Origin of the sequence: Saccharomonospora cyanea NA-134 (genome assembly GCF_000244975.1) — a bacterium.
GTDB lineage: Bacteria > Actinomycetota > Actinomycetes > Mycobacteriales > Pseudonocardiaceae > Saccharomonospora > Saccharomonospora cyanea.
In genome coordinates this window covers 2891146-2911596 of sequence record NZ_CM001440.1, presented here as the reverse complement: position 1 = coordinate 2911596, position 20451 = coordinate 2891146, and the positions used below count along the sequence as shown (strand labels likewise).

The window sequence follows — 20451 nt, the reverse complement described above, 5'->3', positions numbered from 1 at the left end:
TGGACAACCGAGGAAACCACCGATGTCACTACGCAGACCACTGAGCCCGGCGAAGAGCCTCATCGTGGCCACCGTGCTCGCGCTCACCGCGACCGTGGCGGGATGCGCGTCGGGTGGAGGTGAGCAGGCCGCCGCGCAGGACGGAAGCACACGCGTCTTCACCGCCGACAACGGTGACATCACCATCCCCGCCGACCCCCAGCGCGTGGTCGCCACCGGATACGCGGTGCCCGCACTGATCGAGGCCGACGCACCGCTGGTCGGCATCTCCACCTGGAAGCGCGGGGAGCCCATGATGACCGAGGAGGACCTCGCCACCTACGACGAGCTGCCGAAGGTCGCGGGCGAGTCCGCGGCGGAGACCAACTACGAGGCCATCGCCGAGGCCGATCCGGACCTCATCGTCATCGGTGTGCCCGCTCCGGTGCTCAAGGACGTCGACGTGGAGCGGCTCGAGTCGATCGCCCCGGTCGTCGCCATCGGACCGACCGTTCCGTCGGCGTGGCGCGAGCTGTCCCGCAAACAGGCCGACGCCGCGGGCGCGCTGGAGAACTTCGACGCCATCAAGGCCGAGTACGAACAGAAGGCTGACAAGCTGGCGAAGAAGTACGAGGACGTGCTGCCGAAACTGAAGTTCGCGCACGTGGGCGGCTACGGCCAGGTCGAGAACGGCAACTTCCAGCGGGAGTTCGACGGTTCGTGGGGCACCAACGTCGCCAACGACATCGGCGCCACGTACTACGGCCAGGTCAGGGAGAAAGGGGAGGGATCGCGCGCCGTCAGCGAGTATCCGTCCATCGAGGAGTTGCCCTCGGCTCTCGGCGAGGCGGACGCCATCACCTACACCGTGAACGCCGACGGCTCACTGCCGGAAGCCGTCAGGTACGTGACGGAGTCGGAGCTGTGGAAGAACCTGCCTGCGGTGAAGGCCGGTAAGGCCTTCCCGATCCGCTACACCGAGGCCGCGACCTACCGGCAGGCGATGCGGACTCTGGACGCCCTCGACGAGGCCTTCGCGCCCCTGCTGGACCAGTGACGATCGCACCTCCAGCTCCGCGTTCCGCGGCGAGAACGGCCCGTGTGGGCGTTCTCGCCGCGGGCCTGGCGATGCTGGTGCTCACCTGCGTCGCGAGCTTCGCCGTCGGCGCGGAGGCCGTGCCACCCGCCGAGGTGGTCCGGGCCTTGTTCGCGTTCGACGCCTCCGGCGAACACCTGATCGTGCGCGACGTGCGCCTGCCCCGCACGCTCCTGGGGATCGCGGTGGGCGCGGCGCTCGCGGTGGCCGGGTCACTGATCCAGACGCTGTCGCGTAACCCGCTCGCCGAGCCCGGTGTGCTCGGTGTGACCCAGGGGGCCGGGTTCGCGCTCACCCTCGGCTCAGCGCTCGGCCTCGCGGCCACGGCCGTGGGGGAACTCGTCGCCGCGGTGGTGGGAGCGGTGCTGGCCACGGCGCTCGTGTACGCGGTGGGACGCCACTCGACGTTGCGCCTGCTGCTGGCCGGGGTCGCGTTCAGCGCGGTGCTGCAGGGACTGTCGTTGGGGATCCGGCTGGTGTCGCCGGACACGCTCGACCGGTACCGGTTCTGGTCGGTCGGTTCACTGGCGGGGCGGGAACAGACGGAGCTGACGCTGCCGCTGGCCGCGATCGCCGCCGGACTGGTCGGTGCGCTGCTGCTGGCCCGCTCGCTCAACGCGGTGGCGCTCGGTGACGCGGTCGCGCACACCCTCGGCGCGAACGTCGCCAGGGTCCGCACGCTCACGCTCGTCACGATCACGGTGTTGGCGGGAGCGGCCACCGCCGTGGCCGGACCGATCCTGTTCGTCGGGTTGATCGTGCCGCACCTGCTGCGCAGGCTCACCGTGGGCTCGGTGCCCTGGCTCGTCGGCTACTCGATGGTCGCCGGGCCGATCCTGTTGCTCGTCGCGGACACGATCTCGCGAGTGCTGCTGCCCACCGGCGAGGTGCCGGTGGCGATCGTCACCGCGTTCCTCGGTGGGCCCGTGCTCATCTGGGCCGTCCGGCGTTACGGGGCGGGGCTGTTGTGAGCGGGTCGGTGAGCACGGTCGCGGTGCGCTTCCGGGGCCGAGCGTGGTTCGTCGAGCGGCGGACGCTGGTGCTGGCGGGCGTGCTCGTCGTCGTCATGGTGGGGCTCGCGTTCGTCGGGCTCTCCTACGGCTCGACCTGGAGCACGCCGGGTGAGGTGCTGGCCGCGTTGACCGGAACCGGGGACTCCAGCGTCGTCATCGTGGAGTGGCGGCTGTCGCGTGTGGCCGCCGCGATCGTGTTCGGCGCCGCGCTCGGCGTGGCCGGTGCGATCTTCCAGAACCTGACCCGCAATCCGATGGGCAGCCCGGACGTCATCGGCCTGGACGCCGGGGCCTACACGGGCACCCTCGTCGCGTTGACGGTCCTGGCGGGCTCGTCGGTGCAGCTCGCCTTCAGCTCGGTGGTGGGCGGACTGGTGGCCGCCGCCGTGGTGTACCTGCTGTCGCGTTCGAACGGGTTGTCCGGGCTTCGGCTCGTGGTGATCGGCATCGCGGTCAACGCGATGGTCACCGCGTTGAACTCGTGGATCGTGCTGCGCGCCGAACTCGAGGTCGCGATCGCCGCCGTGGGATGGAGCTCCGGTTCGCTCAACGGTGTCGACTGGGCGGATCTGACCGTTCCGTTCACGGTGATCGCCGGACTGCTGGCGGTCATGGCGTTCGCGGCGCACACCATGCACCAGTCGGCGCTGGGCGACGCGGTGGCCGTGGCGACCGGGGTCGGTCTGGACCGGCTGCGCCTGCTCCTGGTGCTGATCGGCGTGGGCTGCACCGCGACCGTGACCGCCGTCGCGGGCCCGATCGTGTTCATCGCCCTCGCGGCGCCGCAGATCGGACGCAGGCTCGCGAGGGCGCCGGGGATTCCGCTGCTGCCCGCCGCGCTGACCGGGGCGGTGCTGCTGCAGGCCGCTGACCTCATCGCCCAGATGCTGCTGGCCCCGGTCTCCCTCCCCGTCGGTGTGGTCACCACCGCGATCGGCGGGGGCTATCTGATGTGGCTGCTGGCCCAGGAGGTGAGGCGGACGTGACCGCCCGGTTGCGTGCTCAGGACCTGACGCTGCGCTACGGCGAGCGAGTCGTGTCGACCCGGCTCAGCCTCGACGTGCCCGACGGCGCCTTCACGGCGGTGGTGGGCCCCAACGGCTGCGGCAAGTCCACTCTGCTCCGAGCGTTCGTGCGGCTGTTGCGGCCCGCCGAGGGCAGTGTGTCGTTCGACGGCCGGGAGGTCGGCGGCTACCCGGCGAAGGCGTTGGCGCGCTCACTGGCGTTCCTGCCCCAGGACCCGCTGGCCCCGGAGGGCATCAAGGTGCGGCAGCTGGTGGCGCGAGGCCGTTACCCACACCAGTCGCTGCTGTCGATGTGGACACCGGAGGATGAGCGGGCTGTCGCCGAGGCCCTGCGCACGGCGCGGATCGAGGACCTCGTCGACCGGCCGGTGCAGGAACTCTCCGGCGGGCAGCGCCAGCGGGTCTGGGTGGCGATGGTGCTCGCGCAGCAGACGCCGTACCTGCTGCTCGACGAGCCGACGTCGTTCCTCGACATCACACACCAGTACCGGCTGCTCGACCTGCTGGCCGGGCTGCGGGACGAGGGCCGCACGGTGATCGCGGTCCTGCACGACATCAACCAGGCCTGCCGGTTCGCCGACCACCTCGTCGCGATGAAGGAGGGACACGTCGTCGCCGAGGGCGCGGCGGCCGACATCGTGGACGCGGCGTTGATGAAGGAGGTCTTCGACCTGCCGAGCGTCGTCGTGGCCGACCCGGTGACCGGCACCCCGATGGTCGTGCCCGAGTGAGAGCGCACCCAGGCACCGGCGGACGAGTGCCGGCCGATCGATCCAGGGAGTGAGAGTGAGCACGGTCCGAGAGCAAGCCCCTACGACTGCGCGGACTCCGGCCGGTACGGCTTTCGAGCTGACCAGTGCACAGCTTGGTATCTGGAACGCGCAGCGGCTGGAGCCGGAGTCGCCGTACTACCTCGTCGGTGACGTCGTGCAGATCCGCGGCCCGAAGCCCGTCGACGTCGACCGGCTCGCCGAGGCGATGGTGGGCACGGTCGGTGACGCGGAGTCGCTGCGGCTGCGGTTCTTCGAGACCCCGGACGGGCCGCGCCAGGTGGTGTCCGACGAGCCGGTGAGTCCGCCCCGCGTGCTCGACGTCAGCACTGAACCCGACCCGGTGGCCGCGGCGGACGCGCTGGTCGTGCGCGAGCGGCTCGCCGCAGCGGAGGCGTGTCGTGGGATGGTGGACCGCCCGCTGTACTCGCAGACGATCATCCGGTTGTCCGAGCAGGAGGTCTGGTACACCCAGTTGGGGCACCACCTGCTCTTCGACGGCTACAGCGCGGCCATACTCGCCCGTCGGACCGCGGCCCGCTACACCGCCCTCGTCCGGGGCGAGGCGCCACCACCGTCGTCGTTCGGTACCTTCGCCGAGTTCGTCCGCGCCGACCGGGAGTACCTCGCCGGTGACCGGCCCGAGCGGGACCGCGCGTACTGGGTCGACCGGCTCACCCCGCTGCCCGAGACGGCGGAGTGGACCGCAGGCGCGTCCGGAGCGCCGTCCGACACCGTGTCCGCCCAGGCTGCGCTGTCCTCCACCGAGTTCGCCGCGCTGCGTGCCTTCGCCGACGAGGTGGGCGTGAGCTGGGGCGACGCGCTGCTCGCCTGCTACGCCGCGTTCCTGCACCGGGCGTTGGGACGCACCGACGTGGTGTTCGCTCTGCCGCTCATGTGCCGCACCAGCGCCGCCGAGCTGCGCACCCCGGGCATGGCCGTGAACGTGCTGCCGCTGCGGGTGGAGGTGCGGAGCTGGGACCGGTTGGACGTGCTGGCCGCACGCGTCGCCGAAGCGATGCGGGAGATGCGTGCGCACCAGCGTTACCGCGGTGAAGACCTGCCCCGCGACCTGGCCGTGCCCGGAGCGGGCGCGTTGCTGCACGGCTGCGGCGTCAACCTCAAGGCCTTCGACCTCACCCTCGACTTCGCGGGTGCGGCCGGTGTCCTGCGCAACGTCGCGGGCGGGCCGCCCGAGGACATGGGCCTCAGCGTCCTGCCAACCCGGGACGGCGGCCTGTTGCTCGGGTTCGAAGTGGACGCCCGAACCCACGACCGGGACGCCGTCGAGGCCCGGCTTTCGGCCGTTCGCCGACTCGTCACCGAACTCCCCGGACCGGAGCGGCCCGCCGTGGGGCAGGTCGAGCTTCTCACCCCGGAGAGGCGGCGGGACCTGCTCGCCGCGTGGACCCCGGCCGCGCCACCCGGCACGCCACGGGACGTCCCCGAGCTGCTCACCGAGCTGGCCACGACCCGCAGTGGCGAAACGGCGCTGGTGCACGGTGCCGACCGTCTGGACTTCGCCGAGCTCGCCCGCCGCGTGCATCGACTCGCCCGCGCACTCCGGGCCCGGGGGATCGGGGCGGAGGACGTGGTGGCGCTGGCGCTGCCCCGTTCGGCCGACCTCGTGGTCGGTCTGCTCGCGGTGCTCGACGCCGGCGCCGCCTTCCTGCCGCTCGACCTCGCGCATCCCGCCGACCGGCTGCGGACCCTGCTGGCCGACGCGCGCCCGTCACTCGTGCTCACCTCGGGTGCTTCGCCGGGTGTGGACACCGACGTGCCACGACTCGTGCTCGACGCTCCGGCCACGGTCGCCGAACTGGGCGCGTTGCCGGACGGCCCGCTCGCCCCGCACGAGCTGTCGGCCGAGCGCCACCCGGAACACCTGGCATACGTCATCCACACCTCCGGCTCGACCGGGAAGCCCAAGGGCGTCCAGGTTCCGGTTCGGGGTCTGCGCGCGCTGCTGCACCACCACCGATCGACGATCATCGCGGACACCGCCGACACCGCTCGCCCCGTGGGACGGCGACTGCGGGTGGCGCACACCTACTCGTTCGCCTTCGACTCCGCTCTCGACCAGTTGTCGTGGCTGCTGTGCGGGCACGAACTGCACCTCTACGACGCCGAGGTGACGAAGGACGTCGACGCGCTGCTGGCCGCCTTCGCACGTGACCGCGTCGACGTCGTGGACACCACGCCGTCCCTGGCCGCACCACTGGTCGAAGCCGGACTGCTCGACGGCGCACACCGGCCGTCGCTGCTGGTACTCGGTGGTGAGGCGACCCCGCCCGCACTGTGGCGGCGGATCGCCGAGTCCGGGATCGCCGCGCGCAACATGTACGGCCCGACCGAGGCCACTGTGGACAGTGTGAGCGCGCCGCTGGACGCGGGCGAGCCCGTGATCGGACATCCGCTCGCCGGGATGCGGGTCTACCTGCTGGACAACGCGTTGCGGCCGGTGCCGCCGGGCGCGGTGGGGGAACTGTACCTGGCCGGACCGCAACTGGCGCGCGGCTATCTGAACCGACCCGCGGGTACGGCCGAGCGATTCGTCGCGGACCCGTTCTGCGAGCCCGGGACTGTGGCGCCTGGCGCCTCCGTGGGGGGTGGTGGCCGGGTGACGGGTGGAATTGTGGCGCCTGGCGCCTCCGTGGGGGGTGGTGGCCGGGTGACGGGTGGAATTGTGGCGCCTGGCGCCTCCGTGGGGGGTGGTGGCCGGGTGACGGGTGGAATTGTGGCGCCTGGCGCCTCCGTGGGGGGTGGTGGCCGGGTGACGGGTGGGAGGATGTACCGCACCGGCGACCTCGCCCGCTGGGTGCCCGGCAGGGGCTTCGTCTACCTCGGCCGGGCCGACGGCCAGGTCAAGATCCGGGGCCACCGGGTGGAGGTCGGCGAGGTCGAGGCTGCGCTCGGCGCGTTGTCCGGGGTGAGCGCGGCGGCGGCGCTGGTGCGTCACGAGACCGGATCACCGAGGCTGGTCGGCTACGTCGTGCCGGAACGTGACGCTGTCCTCACTCCCGAGTCGGTGCGTGACGCGCTCGCCGATCGCTTTCCCGATCACCTGGTACCCGCGGCCGTCGTCGTGCTCGCCGAGCTGCCGCTCACCGTCAACGGCAAACTGGACCGGGCCGCCCTGCCCGCGCCACGCTCGGCGAGCGGTGGCCGCGCCGCCTCCACGCTGCGGGAGCGACTGCTGTGCGCGACGGTCGCCGAGGTGTTCGGGCTCGACGAGGCCGGGCCGGACGACGACTTCTTCGCCCTCGGCGGTGACAGCATTTCCGCCATCACCGTGAGCAGCAGGCTCCGGGCGGCCGGGTTCGAGCTCCGGCCACGGGACCTGCTGGCTCGCCGTGAGCTCGGCTTCCTCGCGACGCGCATGTCCGAACTGGACAGCGGAGCCGGTGAGGTGGTCGACGACCCGGTCGGCACGGTGCCCGCACCGCCCATCGTGCGGGGGCTGCTCGACCCTCATCCGGATCCGCGCGTGGTGGCCGGATACGCGCAGTGGACCGCCGTGTCGATGACCTCGCCCCTGCGGGTGCCGCACCTGGTGGCCGGCGTGCGTGCGGTGCTGGACCGGCATCCCGCGCTGCGGCTGCGGCTGACCGGGAGACCGGGTGAGCTGGAGGTGCTGCCTTCCGGAGCCTCCGGAGCTGGGGACGTCGAGCGGATCGTCAGCGAGGTCACCGAGCCCATCGAGGCCATCGGGGATGAGGAGAGCCTGGCCGCGATCGCCGCGAGGCTCGCGGGTGAGCTCGATCCGGCGGCCGGGGCCGTGTTGCGTGTCGCGCTGGTCAGGGCCCGCGACGGAGCCGGTGATCGGCTTCTCGTGCTCGCTCACCACCTCGTGGTGGACGGGGTGTCGTGGCGGGTGCTGTTGCCCGACCTGCACGCGGCCTGTACGGCGGCCAGGGACGGGCGGCCCGTCGAGCGGTCCACACGGGGAACGTCGTGGCGCAGGCACGCGACACTGCTGGCCGAGCAGGGCCGCACCGGAGCCCGGCGCGCCGAACTCACCTACTGGCGGCGGGCGCTTGACCCCGACTGCCGCCCGTTGCGGTGTGCCGCCCTCGATCCGGCTCGCGACACCGCCGCCACCGGGAGGCGCACGGTGACCCTCGCCGCGCCGGAAGTGTCCGACGTGGTGCTGACCGCGCTCCCCAACGCCTACCGCGCCGGTGCCGACGAGGTGCTGCTGGCGGCACTCACCCTGGCGCTGCGTCACTGGCACCATCGCCGGGGGACACCAGCCGCCGACGCGATGACGATCATGCTGGAAGGCCACGGTCGCGAGCCGCTGGCGGCGGATGTGGACCTGTCCCACACGGTCGGTTGGTTCACCAGCGAGTTCCCGGTGCGCGTCCCCGCCGACACGGTGGGTACCGAGGCCGAACTGCGTGACGCGCTCGCGGGTGGCGAGGCGGTGGGCCGGTTGCTGCGGGCTGTGAAGGAGGCCCGTCGGGCGGTGCCCGACGGCGGTGTCGGCTTCGGGGTGCTGCGTCACCTCGACCCGTCGATCGCACCGGAACTGGCCTCGGCCGGTGCGCCCGAGGTGCTGCTGAACTACCTGGGCCGATTCACCTCCCCGGCGGGCGAGGACTGGCGGTTGCCGGACGGCGACGCCTTCTCGGTGATCGAACCTCCGGGCAAGGCGCTGGAGCAGGTGCTCGCGCTCAACTGCTTCGTGCGTGAGACCGGCGCCCCGCGGCTCGCCGTCGAGTGGACGGCCGCGGAGCGGTTGCTCGATGCCGAAACGGTTCGGGAGCTGCAGGACGCCTGGGAGGCGGCGCTGGCCGCGCTGGCCGCCCACGCGGCGCGGATCGGGCCCGACGGCGGTGGACTCACCCCGTCGGACCTGCCGCTGGTGAGGCTCGACCAGGCCGACATCGACGCCCTGGAACGGCGACGGCGGATCGCCGACGTGTTCCCCGCGACGGCTCTGCAGGTGGGGCTGTCGTTCCACACCCTTGCCAGGGACACCCGCGACACCGACGTGTACGTCGTGCAGGCGGTGTTGTCGCTGACCGGGGACCTCGACGCGGCGAGGCTGGCCGACGCCGCCCGCGAGCTGCTACGCCGTCACCCCGCACTGAGGGTTCACCTCGCCACCACGGCGGCCGGTGAGGTCGTGCAGGTGGTGCCCGCCGACGTCGACCTGGACTGGGAGCGGATCGACCTGAGGGACACCGGGGACCGGGATGAGATCCTCACCGCGCACTGCAGTGCCGAGCTGGAGAGGCCGTTCGACCCGGAGACGCCGCCGTTGCTCCGGTTCCGGCTGTACGAGCTGGGGCCGCGTGAGCACCGCTTGGTGCTGACCAACCACCACGCGCTGCTGGACGGCTGGTCGATGCCGCTGCTCGGGCGCACGCTGCTCGCCCTGTACGCCGAACTCGGTGGCGGTCCGGAGGTGCCCGCAGCGGCATCGCTCTCGGCCTACCACCACTGGCTCGCCGACCGCGACCGGGACGCCTCCCTGCGCGCGTGGCGCACCGCGCTGGCCGGGATCGACGAGGGCACGCGGCTCGCCCCCACCACCGTGCGGCCGCGGGTGGACCGTCCCGGGCGGACCACGATCGGACTCGGCCGCGAGTTCAGCGACCGGCTCCGCGCGTTCGCGCGGGAGCGGGGCATCACGGTGACGACGGTGTTCCAAGCGGCGTGGGGACTGCTGCTGGGCAGGCTCACCCGGAGCCGCGACGTCGTGTTCGGCTGCCCGGTCTCCGGCAGGCCCGCCGAGGTGGACGGTGTCGAGTCGATGATCGGACAGCTCGGCAACACCATCCCGGTCCGGGTGCGCCACGCTCCGCACGAACCGGTGGAGGAGCTGCTCGCCCGCGTACACGCCCAATCCGTGGAACTCACCGAACACCACCACCTCGGGCTGCCCGACATCCAGCGCGCGGTCGGGGTGGGCGAGCTGTTCGACACGATGCTGGTGATGGAGAACTTCCCGTTCGCCGGACGCGGGCCCATGCCGGTCGAGTCGGGACTGGAGCTCTCCGGCGTGCGGATCAGCGACGCCACCCACTACCCGCTGACGGTGGTGGTGATCCCCGACGACGAGATCACCGTGGGGCTCGGCTACCAGCCGCACGCGTTCGACGAGAACACCGTGCGCGACTACGGGCGCTGGCTGTGCACGCTGCTGACCGAACTCGTCGCCGACCCACGCCGCCCGGTCGGGCGAGTGCCGATGCTCGACGCGGACGAGACCGAACGAATGCTGCGCGTCGGCACGGAAACGCGACCGCAGCGCCCGCGCGGGCCGTACCTGGCCGAGTTCGGGGCGTGGGTGCGGCGCAAACCCCACGCCGAGGCCGTGGTGTGCCGGGACCGACGGCTCACCTACGCGGAGCTGGACCGGCTGGCCAACCGCCTCGCGCACGCGTTGCTCGCGGCCGGAGTGCGCCAGGAGGATCCCGTCGCCGTGCTGCTCGGCCGGGACGTCGAGATGATCGTGACCCTGCTCGGCGTGTTGAAAGCCGGTGCGGTGTACCTGCCGCTCGATCCGGGTTATCCGCGTGACCGGCTCGCCTACATGGTCGGTGACGCGCGGCCCGTCGCTTTCGTCACCGACTCCGCGGCGCTGGAGACGCTCGGCGGCACGGTGCCCGGCGAGTCCGACGGGGTGGTGCTGCGGGTGGACGACCCGGCCGTGCTCGGCGACCCGGCACGGCCGACGGACCGCGACGACGACCCCGAGCACGCGCGCTCCGGACTCACCGACGACTCGCTCGCCTACGTCATCTACACCTCCGGTACGACGGGCAGGCCGAAGGGCGTCGCCGTGCCGCACCGTGGCATCCCCGACCTGATCGCGTTGCAGGAGGACGTCGTCGGTGTGACCGAGCACGACCGGTACCTGCACTTCGCGTCGACGAGCTTCGACGTGGCGTTCTGGCAGACGATGGTGCCGCTGGCCTCCGGCGGGACACTCGTCGTCGCGCCGGAGGAGGTCCGCGTGCCGGGCGAGGAGCTGTTCGACTACATCGCCGAGCAGCGGGTGACCGGGGTGAACCTGCTGCCGTCGTTCCTGGCGGCGGTGCCGGAGGAGCACACCGTGGACCCGGACGTGTTCTTCGTCGTCGGCGCCGAACGGCTCGACGTGGAACTCGCCCGGCGCTGGGGCGAGGGACGCCGGGCGCTGTTCAACGCCTACGGGCCCACCGAGGCCACGATCAACGCGGTGACCTGGCGCTACGAACCCGGCGAGTCGGGCACCGTCCCGATCGGACGGCCGGACCCGAACGTGCGCGCCTACGTCCTCGACGACGGGTTACAGCCGGTTGGCGTCGGTGTTCCGGGGGAGCTGTACCTGGCCGGGCCGAAGCTCGCCCGCGGTTACCTCGGACGGCCGGGCCAGACGGCACAGGCCTTCGTGGCCGACCCGTTCGGTGCCCCAGGAGATCCGGGGGGCGGGAGGATGTATCGCACCGGGGACGTGGTCTACTGGCGGCCCGACGGGCAGTTGGTGTTCGTCGGCCGAGCCGACCGGCAGGTCAAGATCCGTGGATTCCGGATCGAGCTCGGCGAGATCGAGTCGACCCTCGCCCGGCACCCGGACGTGCGGGGCTGCGCGGTCCTGGTCCGCGACGGCCGGCTCGTGGGCTACGTGATCCCCGCCGGGGGCGCGGCGGTCGACGCCGACGCCCTGCGCGAGGACCTGCTGGCCACGCTGCCCGACCACATGGTGCCCACGGCTTTCGTGACGCTCGACCGGCTGCCGCTCACCCCGGGCGGCAAGCTCGACGAGGCCGCGCTGCCCGCACCCGAGTCGGGCCCGGCCTCGCCTTCGCGAGAACCGGCCACCCGGGCCGAGGAGGTGCTGCTCGACATCGTCCGTGAGGTACTGGGCGACGACGGGATCAACCTCGACGACCGCTTCCTGGAGATCGGCGGCGACAGCATCGTGTCGTTGCAGGTGACCTCGCGTGCCCGCCGGCAGGGATTGCGGCTGGGGCCCCGGGACGTCCTCGACGGCGCCACGATCGCCGGGATCGCCGCCCGCTGCGCCGAAAGCGACCCGGGCGACGCCTGTGGCACCGTCGTCGGACCGGCCACCGGCGACGCGCCGCTGACCCCGGTGATGCTCGATCTGCTCCGCCGCTGCGCGGAAGCGCCCGGCGGTGTGGAGGCGGTCCGGGACTTCTGCCAGTGGACGGAGATCTGCGTTCCGGCGGACGGATCCCTCGAAGTGTGGCGGGCGGTGCTGGACGGCCTGCTCGAACGGCACGACGTGCTGCGGGCTCACCTGGCCCCGGGCGAGCCCGACCCGGTGCTGCGGATACCCGGACCGGGCGCGGTCACCGCGGCCGACGTGCTCACCCGCGTGACCGCGCGACCCGGCGAGGACGTGCGTGCCCTCGTCGACGCCGAGATCGCCGCCGCTCGCGCTGAACTGTATCCGTGGAGCGGGCCGCTGTTGCGCGCCGTGTGGGTGGATCGCGGACCGGACGCGCTCGGCAGGCTCGTGCTGGTCGCCCATCACCTTCTGGTCGACGGGGTGTCCTGGCGCATCCTGCTCGACGACCTGTCGGCCGGGTACGCCGCCGTGACCTCCGGTGCGGGCGGCCTGGCCAGGCCCCGGCGTGGGGAGCCGTTTCTCGGGTGGGCCCGTGCCCTGCGCGCGGCGGCGGAGAGCCGGCGGTCGGAGCTGCCGCACTGGCGGCGGATCGCGGACCACGCCGGAACCTCCGAACCGTTGTCGGCGGTGTCCCGAGTCGAGTACGACGCGGCCCGGGACACCGGCGCCACCGCGGTACACCACGAGCTCCGGCTCGACCCCGAACTCACGCGCGCCCTGCTAGCGGCGGTGCCCTCGGCCTACCACAGCACACCGGACGCCGTGTTGCTCACCGCGCTGGCCCGGGCGGTCGGGCAGTGGCGCGGCCGGGCGCCCGAGCTGTACGTGGCGCTGGAGAGCCACGGAAGGCCCGCACACAGCCCCGACGAGACCCGTGAGGTGGACCTGTCGCAGACGGTGGGCTGGTTCACGGCCGTGCATCCCGCCTGGATCGCCGTGCCCGAGGGCTCGCCGGCGCGGGCGCTGAAGGCGGTCAAGGAACAACTGCGCGCCCAGGGCGACGGTCTCGGCCACGGCATCCTGTCCGCGGCGGGGGAGCCGGAGTTGCGCGCGGCACCCCGGCCCGAGGTCAGCTGGAACTACCTGGGCCAGTTCGCCCCCTCACCGGCGGAGGAACGGCCGTGGCAGGCACCGCCGGGAACGACACCTTTCGGGTCCGGGGGCGACGCCCTTCCGCTGCCGTACAGCCTCATGGTCGACGCGATGACGTGGGACGACGGTGACGGCACCGCGCTGCGGATCCGTTTCACGTGGCCGCGCGCGTTGTTCGCCGACACCGAGATCGCCGCACTCGCCGGGATCCTCCGCGACCACCTCACCGCGCTCGCCTCCGATCCGGACGTCCTCGCCGGAGCCGGACGCACCCCGTCGGACTTCCCGCTGGCAGACCTCGACCAGTCCGCTGTGGACGAACTGGAACGGCGCTATCGCGTGGCCGACGTGCTGCCGCTGGCTCCGTTGCAGGAACTCATGTTGCGGTACTCCCGCGCATCGGCGGGCGGAGCCGACCCGTACATCGTGCAGGCCGCGTTCTCGCTGGTCGGTGAGGTGGAGGTGAAGAGCCTGCACGCCGCCGTGGGCGACCTGCTGGCCCGGCACCCGAACCTGGGCGCGGCGTTCCCGGACGAGCCTGGCCTGGAGGCGGTGCAGGTGCTGCTCACCGACGCCGAGCCGGACTGCCGCCACGTCGACCTGTCCGGGGTGACCGACGCGGCGGAGCAGCAGCGGGCCGTCGAGCGGGTGCTGGAGGACGACCTCGCGGAGCGGTTCGACCTCACCTGCGGCTCAGCGGTGCGGTTCACCGTCGTCCAGCGTGGGGCCGAGCGCTTCGAAATCGTGCTCACCAGTCACCACGTGCTCTCCGACGGCTGGTCGGCGCCGCGGATGCTCGGGGAGGTCTTCGCCGCCTACGCCGCGCGGGTCCGGGGCGAGGACCCGGCGCGGGTCCTGCCCGCTCCCGTCCCGTTCACCCGGTACCTGCGGTGGCTGGCCGATCGCGACCGCGAGGCCGAGCTCGCCGTCTGGCGGGAGGAGGTCCGCGGACTGGGCGAGGGGAACCATCTCGTCGGCGACCGCCTGCCTGCCGAGGCCGTGACCGAGTTCCCCGCGCCGGTCGTGTTCGACGTCGAGCCCGGCCTGGTGCGCGCACTGACCGTCGCCGCGGCTGCCCACGGCCTCACCGCGAACACGCTCGTGCAGGGCGCGTGGTCGGCCGTGCTGGCGGCCCGGTCCGGGCGCCGGGAGGTGTGCTTCGGGACGATGGTGTCCGGACGACCACCCGAAGTGGACGGAGTGGAGGAGGTTCTGGGGCTGCTCGCCAACACCGTCGCCGTCCGGGCCCGGCTCTCCGGGTCGGTCGCGGAGACCCTCACCGACCTGCAGGCGCGGCAGCAGGTTCTCGCCGAGCATCCCGCCGTCCCGCTCACCGAACTCGAACGGGCGGTCGGTGTGCGCCGTCTGTTCGACAGTCTCCTGGTGTTCGAGAACTATCCGATGGATCCGGCCGGACTGGCCGAACCCGCACCGGGCCTGCGGCTCGTGGGAGCCCGGTTCCGCGAGTTCACGCACCATCCGGTGACGGTCACCGTCATGCCCGAGGGCGCCGGGTGGCGCGGGATCGTCGGTCACCGCCCCGGCACGGTGACCCGGGCGGACGCCGAGACGCTGGCCGCGTCGCTGCGACGGGCGTTGTGCGAGCTGAGCCGCCCCGGCGTCCTCGACGCCGACGTGACCCGCCTGCTCGACGTCTGCGCGGACCCTGCGGGGCAGCTGTGAGCGGCGGGGCCGACCGCGTCGACGGCCGGCTGCTCGGCATGGCGTTCGTGCTCGTGCTCGGCACGTTCATGGCGTCGCTGGACTCGACCATCGTCAACATCGGGATGAGGACACTGCGAGTCGAGTTCGGAGCCTCGCTCACCGAGGTCCAGTGGGCGGGCACGGCGTACCTGCTCGCCGTCGTGGCGGCGGCACCGACGTCGGGCTGGCTGGCGGAGCGGTTCGGGGCTCGGCGGACGTGGCTGGGCGCGTTGCTGGTGTTCCTGGCCGGGTCTGCGGCCTGCGCGTTCGCCTGGTCGATCACCTCCCTCGTGGCGTTCCGGGTGCTGCAGGGAGTCGGTGGGGGACTGCTGCTGCCCACCGGGCAGGCACTGCTCGCGGCCGTAGCCGGTCCAGGGCGCACGGGGCGGATCATGAGCATCGCCGGAATCGTCCCGATGCTCGCGCCTGTGCTGGGACCGCTTCTCGGCGGTGTCGTCCTGCGGGTCGCCGACTGGTCCTGGTTGTTCTACGTCAACCTCCCGACAGGACTGGTCGCGCTGGTGCTCGCGCGCAGGCTCGTCCCACGGGTGCCGCCGTCCGGCACCGGGCACCGCTTCGACGTCCGGGGAGCGCTTGTGCTCTCCCCGGGACTCGCTCTCCTCGTCTTCGGCCTCACCGAGCTGGCGTCGAACCGGTCTGGCATAGGCGTGGCCCCCGTGGCGATCGCGGTCGGTGCGGCCATGCTCGTCGTGTTCGCCCGGCACGCGCTGCGCACGCGCACCCCGCTGCTCGAGCTGCGCCTGTTCACCACTCCGCCGTTCAGCTCGGCCGCGCTGGCCCTGTTCGTGGCGGCGGCGTCGGTGTTCGGCACGATGTTCCTGCTGCCCATGTACCTTCAGGCGGGCCGCGGTCTGACGGCGTGGGACACGGGGCTGCTGCTGGCCCCTCAGGGTGTGGGCGCGGCACTCGGCTCGGTCGTCGTCAACCGCACGATCGACCGGCTCGCGCCGCGCACGATCGTGGTCACGGGTTTCGCGATCGTCGTTGTCGCCACGGTGCCGTTCACCCGGCTCGACGGCCTGCCGGACGCGTTGCTCGTGTCCGCCCTGTTGGTACGCGGTTTCGGCACGGCGATGATCGCGTCACCGGTGATGACCGTGGTCTACGGCAGCGTCGACCGCGAGCTCCTGCCGAGGGCGGCGAGCGCGTTGAACCTGCTGAACTACGTCGGTGGAGCGCTGGGCACCGCGGTGGTGGCGGTCCTGCTCGAACTCCGCGTCACGGCCGAGGCGCCGGACGTGGCGAACGCGTTCGGCACCACCTTCTGGTGTGTGCTCGGTCTGTGTGTGCTGGCCCTGCTCGGGGCGCTGCGCCTGCCCGGGAACGGACCCGGCGGGCGGGGCTCCCGGCTCATGCCCGCAGGGTCGCCCCACCGTCCACGTAGAGGTCGTGCATCGTGATGTGCCGGGCCTGGTCGGAGGCCAGGAACACGACCGCTGCGGCGATGTCGTCCGGCTCGGCGATCCGGCCGAGCGGGATACCCACGCGGTAGCTGTCCAGGTCCCCCCGGATGACCGGATCGGCGCCCTTGTCCGTCCACATCGAACGCTGCATCGGCGTGTCGGTGGAGCCCGGAGCCACGATGTTGCAGCGGATGCCGTACTCGGCGAGTTCGAGACCGAGGCACTTGGTGAACATGGTGGCGGCCGCCTTGGAGGCGGCGTAGGCGGCCATGCCGTGACGCGGTACTCCGGCGGCGTTGGAGGACACGGTGACCACACAGCCGCGCCGCCGGGGAACCATCCGCCGGGTGACCTCGCGGGACACGGTGAACACCCCCGTGGCGTTGACGCCGAACGTGTGTGCCCAGTCCTCGTCGGAACATTCCGCAACCGGCCCGGTGCGCAGCACTCCCGCCACGTTCACGAGAACGTCGATGGGGCCCAGCGTGCGTTCCACGTCGGCGACGACGTCCGCGACGGCCGACGAGTCGGTGACGTCGGCTGTGAATCCGGTGATTCCGGCTTCGTTCTCGTAGGCCGAACGCACGTCGGCGGATCGGTCCGCTGCGGCCACGACGGCCCCGTTGTCACGCAGCGCTCGCGCCACGGCCGCGCCGATTCCCTGTCCCGCACCGGTGACGAACGCGATCTTTCCGGCGATTCCCTCTTGTCCCACGACGCCCCCGCCAGCTCGTTGCCGATCGGACCCGAAAGTGTTCAAGCCGATTTGGTACCACGTTCCGGCGTGGTTGTCGGTAGCCGTGGAAGAAACGCCACAGTGAACGCGAGAACGGCCACGGGCGGTGCCGACCCCCCGGGGGGAGGGATCGGTCAACTCCGCCCGTGGGAAGCCGTGGCCGTCCTCCGCGTCACCGGGTCCGCACGACGGTGTTCGTCACCGCGTTCCCGGAAGTACCTCCTGTGCCTTCGTCTTGGCCCCCTGCACGAGGACGTGCCAGGCGTTCGGGTCGCCCTTCAGCAGAGCTTCCGTCATCGACTTGATCTGGTCGAACGTCGCGTGCGGGGGAATGGGCGGCAGTTCCGGGTCGCAGTGCACGTCCAGCACGGCGGGACGGTCGGCGGCGAGCACCGTGTCCCAGGCGGGGCCCAGCTCGGCCGGGTCGTCCACGGTGATGCCCTGAAGACCCACGAGTCTGGCGAACTCGGCGTAGGAGACGTCGGGCAGGTTCTGCGACTCCTCGAACTTCGGTGCGCCGCCCATCGCCCGCAGCTCCCACGTGACCTGGTTGAGGTCCCGGTTGTTGAACACGCACACCACCAGCCGTGGGTCCTGCCACAGGTGCCGGTAGCGGGACATCGTGATCAGTTCCGCCATGCCGTTCATCTGCATCGCGCCGTCACCGACGAGTGCCACGACGGGCCGGTCGGGGTGGGCGAACTTCGCGCCGATCGCATAGGGCACGCCCGGGCCCATCGTGGCGAGGGTGCCCGACAGTGAGGCCCGCATGCCGTCACGCAGCTTCAGGTTGCGGGCGAACCAGTTCGTCGACGACCCGGAGTCCGCCGTGACCAGCGTGTTCTGCGGAATCCGCTCCGACAACTCGTGCACCACGCGCATCGGATTGACCGGGTCGGCGTCGAGCATCGCCTGGTCTCGAAGAGTGGTCCACCAGTCGGCGACGTTGCGCTCGACGGTGTCCCGCCACGACCGGTCGGTCTTGCGCCGCAACAGCGGCAGCAGCGCACGCAACGTCGCCTTGGCGTCGCCGAGGAGGTTGACCTCGGTCGGATACCGCATGCCGATCATGCCGCCGTCGATGTCGATCTGCACGGCCCGCGCCTGACCGAACTCGGGCAGGAACTGCGAGTAGGGCAGGTTGGACCCGACGATCAGCAACGTGTCGCAGTCGCGCATCAGCTCGTAGCTCGGCCGGGTGCCGAGCAAACCGATCGAGCCGGTCACGTACGGCAGCTCGTCCGAGAGTACGTCCTTGCCCAGCAACGCTTTCGCGATACCCGCACCGGTGAGGTCGGCGACCTGCTTCAGCTCGTCGGTGGCGTCACGTGCGCCCTGCCCGGCGAGAATCGCCACCCGGCTGCCCGCGTTCAGCACCTCCGCGGCGTGCGCGAGTTCGTCCTCGTGGGGAACCAGCACCGCCTTCGGTGTGCTCGGCGGGCTCGACGGCACCTGCTTGAACACGTGCTGAGGCGGTGTGTACTCCTGCTCCTGCAGGTCCGCCGGGATGATCAGCGCGGTGGGTGCCCTGCGCGACAGCGCGGTGCGGAACGCCCGGTCGAGGGCGTTGGGCAACTGCTCGGCGACGTTGACCTCCACCAGGTATTCCGACGCGACGTCCTTCATCAGCGACTGGAGGTCGACCTCCTGCTGGTAGCTGCCGCCCATCGCGCTGCGCGCGGTCTGACCGACGACGGCGACGACGGGCACGTGGTCGAGCTTCGCGTCGTACAGGCCGTTGAGGAGGTGGATGGCACCCGGGCCGGACGTCGCCATGCACACACCCACGTTGCCGCTGAACTTCGCGTAGCCGACGGCCTGGAAGGCGGACATCTCCTCGTGTCGCGACTGCACGAACCGCGGTTGGTTGTCCGCTTTCCCGAACGCGGCGACGATGCCGTTGATGCCGTCGCCGGGATAGCCGAAGACCTGGGCCACGCCCCATTCCCGCAGCCGTCGCAGCAGGTAGTCGCCGACCGTGTCGGTCATCGATGTGCCTCCTCACCGTGTACCGCGCTTCCGGTTGGGAAGAGCTGCCGAGGAGACGGCTACCCGGTCGGGTCCTGTTCAATCACCCTGGCCGGTGATCCGGTCGCGGGACCGGCGGCGGGACGTGGGTCGCCGCGGACTCCGCATGCGGCCATGGTTCGGGTGTCCACCGGTGTCGATTCCGGTCGTGGTCGTGTTCACTGGAAACACGCGGCTACGTGGGAGATCGCGGTGGTTCACGACCGCACGGGGTGTCGCCACGTGTGGTCGGGTGTGGCGACACCCCGCCGCGGCGGTGTGCTCAGGGACAGTTGGTCGTGCGCCGCAGGTTGGTCTTACCCCAGTAGATGGGGCTGCCGTCACGGAACTTCACCTTCTGCGCCGCGCCGTTGAGCTTCTGCTCGTAGTGCAGGTGCGGTCCGGTGGAGCCACCGGTGCTGCCGACCCGGCCGATCATCGTCTTCTCGGTGACGCGCTGACCGACGGAGACGTCCTGCGAGCTCAGGTGCGCGTAGAGCGTCTGCCAGCCGCTGCCGTGGTCGATCACGATGTAGCGCCCGTAGGAGGTGCTGCCCGTGTTGGCGACCCTGGACACGGTGCCGGGGGCGGAGGCGTAGACCTTCCAGCCGTTGTCCTCCGGGTAGTGGTTGAAGTCCACGGAGTTTTGTGGGTTGTGGTTGGTGCGGGTGCCGGCCTCCCACGTCTCGCCACAGGGGAACGGCAACCAGAACTGACCCGTCGTGCCGGGGTTGAACTGGTGCGAGGCGTTGTTGTTCTTCAACGTCGCGTTGAGGTTGCCCTTCGCGCCGGGGGCGAAGTCCTGGTACGCGCCGCCGTAGTAGGAGTTGTAGTACACCCGGACCTTGACGCCGCTGCGGTTCCACACCGACGCGGCGTTGTTCTTGACGCACAGCCCCTGGCCGTTGCCTGCGCCCTTGAACTCGTAGCAGGTGGGTTGGGTGCTCCCGTAATTGGCCAGTGAGCCCGTGAAGTCCGAGACCGAGCCTTCGTTGTTGCTGTTGTAGTAGTAACAGAACTCGCCGCTGTTGCAGACACCGTCACGTGCCGCGGCGCTGGCCGGTGCGGTGGACACCATCGTGAGTCCCGCAGCGGTGAGAGCCGCCGCGGCGACCCCGACTGCGGTTTTCTTCCAGTTCGTCAGTCTGGCCATTCCGACTCCAATCTGGTGCGGGGTGTCCATACAACGACAAGGAAGCCGGAGTGGTACGGCGAAATAGAAGAATCGAAAATCGCCGTGATTGACGTAGCTGTCGAAACGCGAATTTCACGTCTGCCGCAGAATGACTGTTTCGTCCGGTCCGGAACCGAGCGTGGGAGCAGGCGGGTTCCCGCCCAGAGAGCGGTCCGCCGCCGCGGGGCGTTTCCCCGGCGCGTTCACGATTACCGTCGACCCTCACTGGTAATCCGACGGGGTGACCGCAGGGGCGGTCATGCGAACACGATGGACACAGAGGGTGAGGTATGAGCAGTCGGGACCGGTTTCCACCCCGCGTCAGGTGCCGGTCACGCGGAG

General features: G+C 71.5%; 9 protein-coding genes. 6 read left to right on the top strand and 3 right to left on the bottom strand.

Annotation, left to right across the window (positions count from 1 at the left end; genetic code table 11):
- Nucleotides 1-22 precede the first annotated feature (22 nt).
- Genes SACCYDRAFT_RS13680 through SACCYDRAFT_RS13655 form a run of 6 tightly spaced genes read left to right on the top strand, consistent with a single transcriptional unit; the run spans nucleotide 23 to nucleotide 16189 of the window.
- Nucleotides 23-1036: an ABC transporter substrate-binding protein gene (locus SACCYDRAFT_RS13680; protein ID WP_005456975.1), complete on the top strand. Its 1014-nt coding sequence runs from the start codon at nucleotides 23-25 to the stop codon at nucleotides 1034-1036.
- Between the two features lie 44 nt (nucleotides 1037-1080).
- A complete protein-coding gene (locus SACCYDRAFT_RS13675) occupies nucleotides 1081-2046 on the top strand; it encodes a FecCD family ABC transporter permease (RefSeq protein ID WP_005456973.1) in 966 nt (321 codons plus the stop codon).
- Complete coding sequence (locus SACCYDRAFT_RS13670) at nucleotides 2043-3074, top strand: FecCD family ABC transporter permease (protein ID WP_005456971.1); 1032 nt, start codon at nucleotides 2043-2045, stop codon at nucleotides 3072-3074. Before SACCYDRAFT_RS13675 ends, SACCYDRAFT_RS13670 begins: the two co-directional genes overlap by 4 nt.
- Nucleotides 3071-3844 (top strand): ABC transporter ATP-binding protein, encoded by a 774-nt coding sequence (locus SACCYDRAFT_RS13665; protein ID WP_005456969.1) that lies wholly within the window; start codon nucleotides 3071-3073, stop codon nucleotides 3842-3844. The genes SACCYDRAFT_RS13670 and SACCYDRAFT_RS13665 overlap by 4 nt, the downstream gene beginning before the upstream one ends.
- Nucleotides 3845-3899: 55 nt before the next feature.
- Nucleotides 3900-14747 carry a non-ribosomal peptide synthetase gene (locus SACCYDRAFT_RS13660; RefSeq protein WP_005456967.1) on the top strand — a complete coding sequence of 3616 codons (10848 nt, stop codon included), beginning with the start codon at nucleotides 3900-3902 and terminating at the stop codon, nucleotides 14745-14747.
- Nucleotides 14744-16189 carry a DHA2 family efflux MFS transporter permease subunit gene (locus SACCYDRAFT_RS13655; RefSeq protein ID WP_005456965.1) on the top strand — a complete coding sequence of 482 codons (1446 nt, stop codon included), beginning with the start codon at nucleotides 14744-14746 and terminating at the stop codon, nucleotides 16187-16189. Before SACCYDRAFT_RS13660 ends, SACCYDRAFT_RS13655 begins: the two co-directional genes overlap by 4 nt.
- Here the strand turns inward: SACCYDRAFT_RS13655 and SACCYDRAFT_RS13650 are convergent.
- From SACCYDRAFT_RS13650 to SACCYDRAFT_RS13640, 3 genes are all read right to left on the bottom strand, one after another.
- Nucleotides 16140-16907, bottom strand: coding sequence for a 2,3-dihydro-2,3-dihydroxybenzoate dehydrogenase (locus SACCYDRAFT_RS13650; RefSeq protein WP_005456963.1), 768 nt, complete (start codon nucleotides 16905-16907; stop codon nucleotides 16140-16142). The genes SACCYDRAFT_RS13655 and SACCYDRAFT_RS13650 overlap by 50 nt on opposite strands.
- A gap of 219 nt (nucleotides 16908-17126) precedes the next feature.
- Complete coding sequence (locus SACCYDRAFT_RS13645) at nucleotides 17127-18917, bottom strand: thiamine pyrophosphate-requiring protein (protein WP_005456961.1); 1791 nt, start codon at nucleotides 18915-18917, stop codon at nucleotides 17127-17129.
- Between the two features lie 301 nt (nucleotides 18918-19218).
- A complete protein-coding gene (locus tag SACCYDRAFT_RS13640; RefSeq protein ID WP_005456959.1) occupies nucleotides 19219-20088 on the bottom strand; it encodes a peptidoglycan DD-metalloendopeptidase family protein in 870 nt (289 codons plus the stop codon).
- Nucleotides 20089-20451: the final 363 nt, after the last annotated feature.

Excerpts from the sequence above, each read along its gene's own strand:
- SACCYDRAFT_RS13645 (WP_005456961.1), bottom strand. The coding sequence starts at position 18,917 with ATGACCGACACGGTCGGCGACTACCTGCTGCGACGGCTGCGGGAATGG.
- SACCYDRAFT_RS13680 (WP_005456975.1), top strand. The coding sequence starts at position 23 with ATGTCACTACGCAGACCACTGAGCCCGGCGAAGAGCCTCATCGTGGCC.
- SACCYDRAFT_RS13640 (WP_005456959.1), bottom strand. The coding sequence starts at position 20,088 with ATGGCCAGACTGACGAACTGGAAGAAAACCGCAGTCGGGGTCGCCGCG.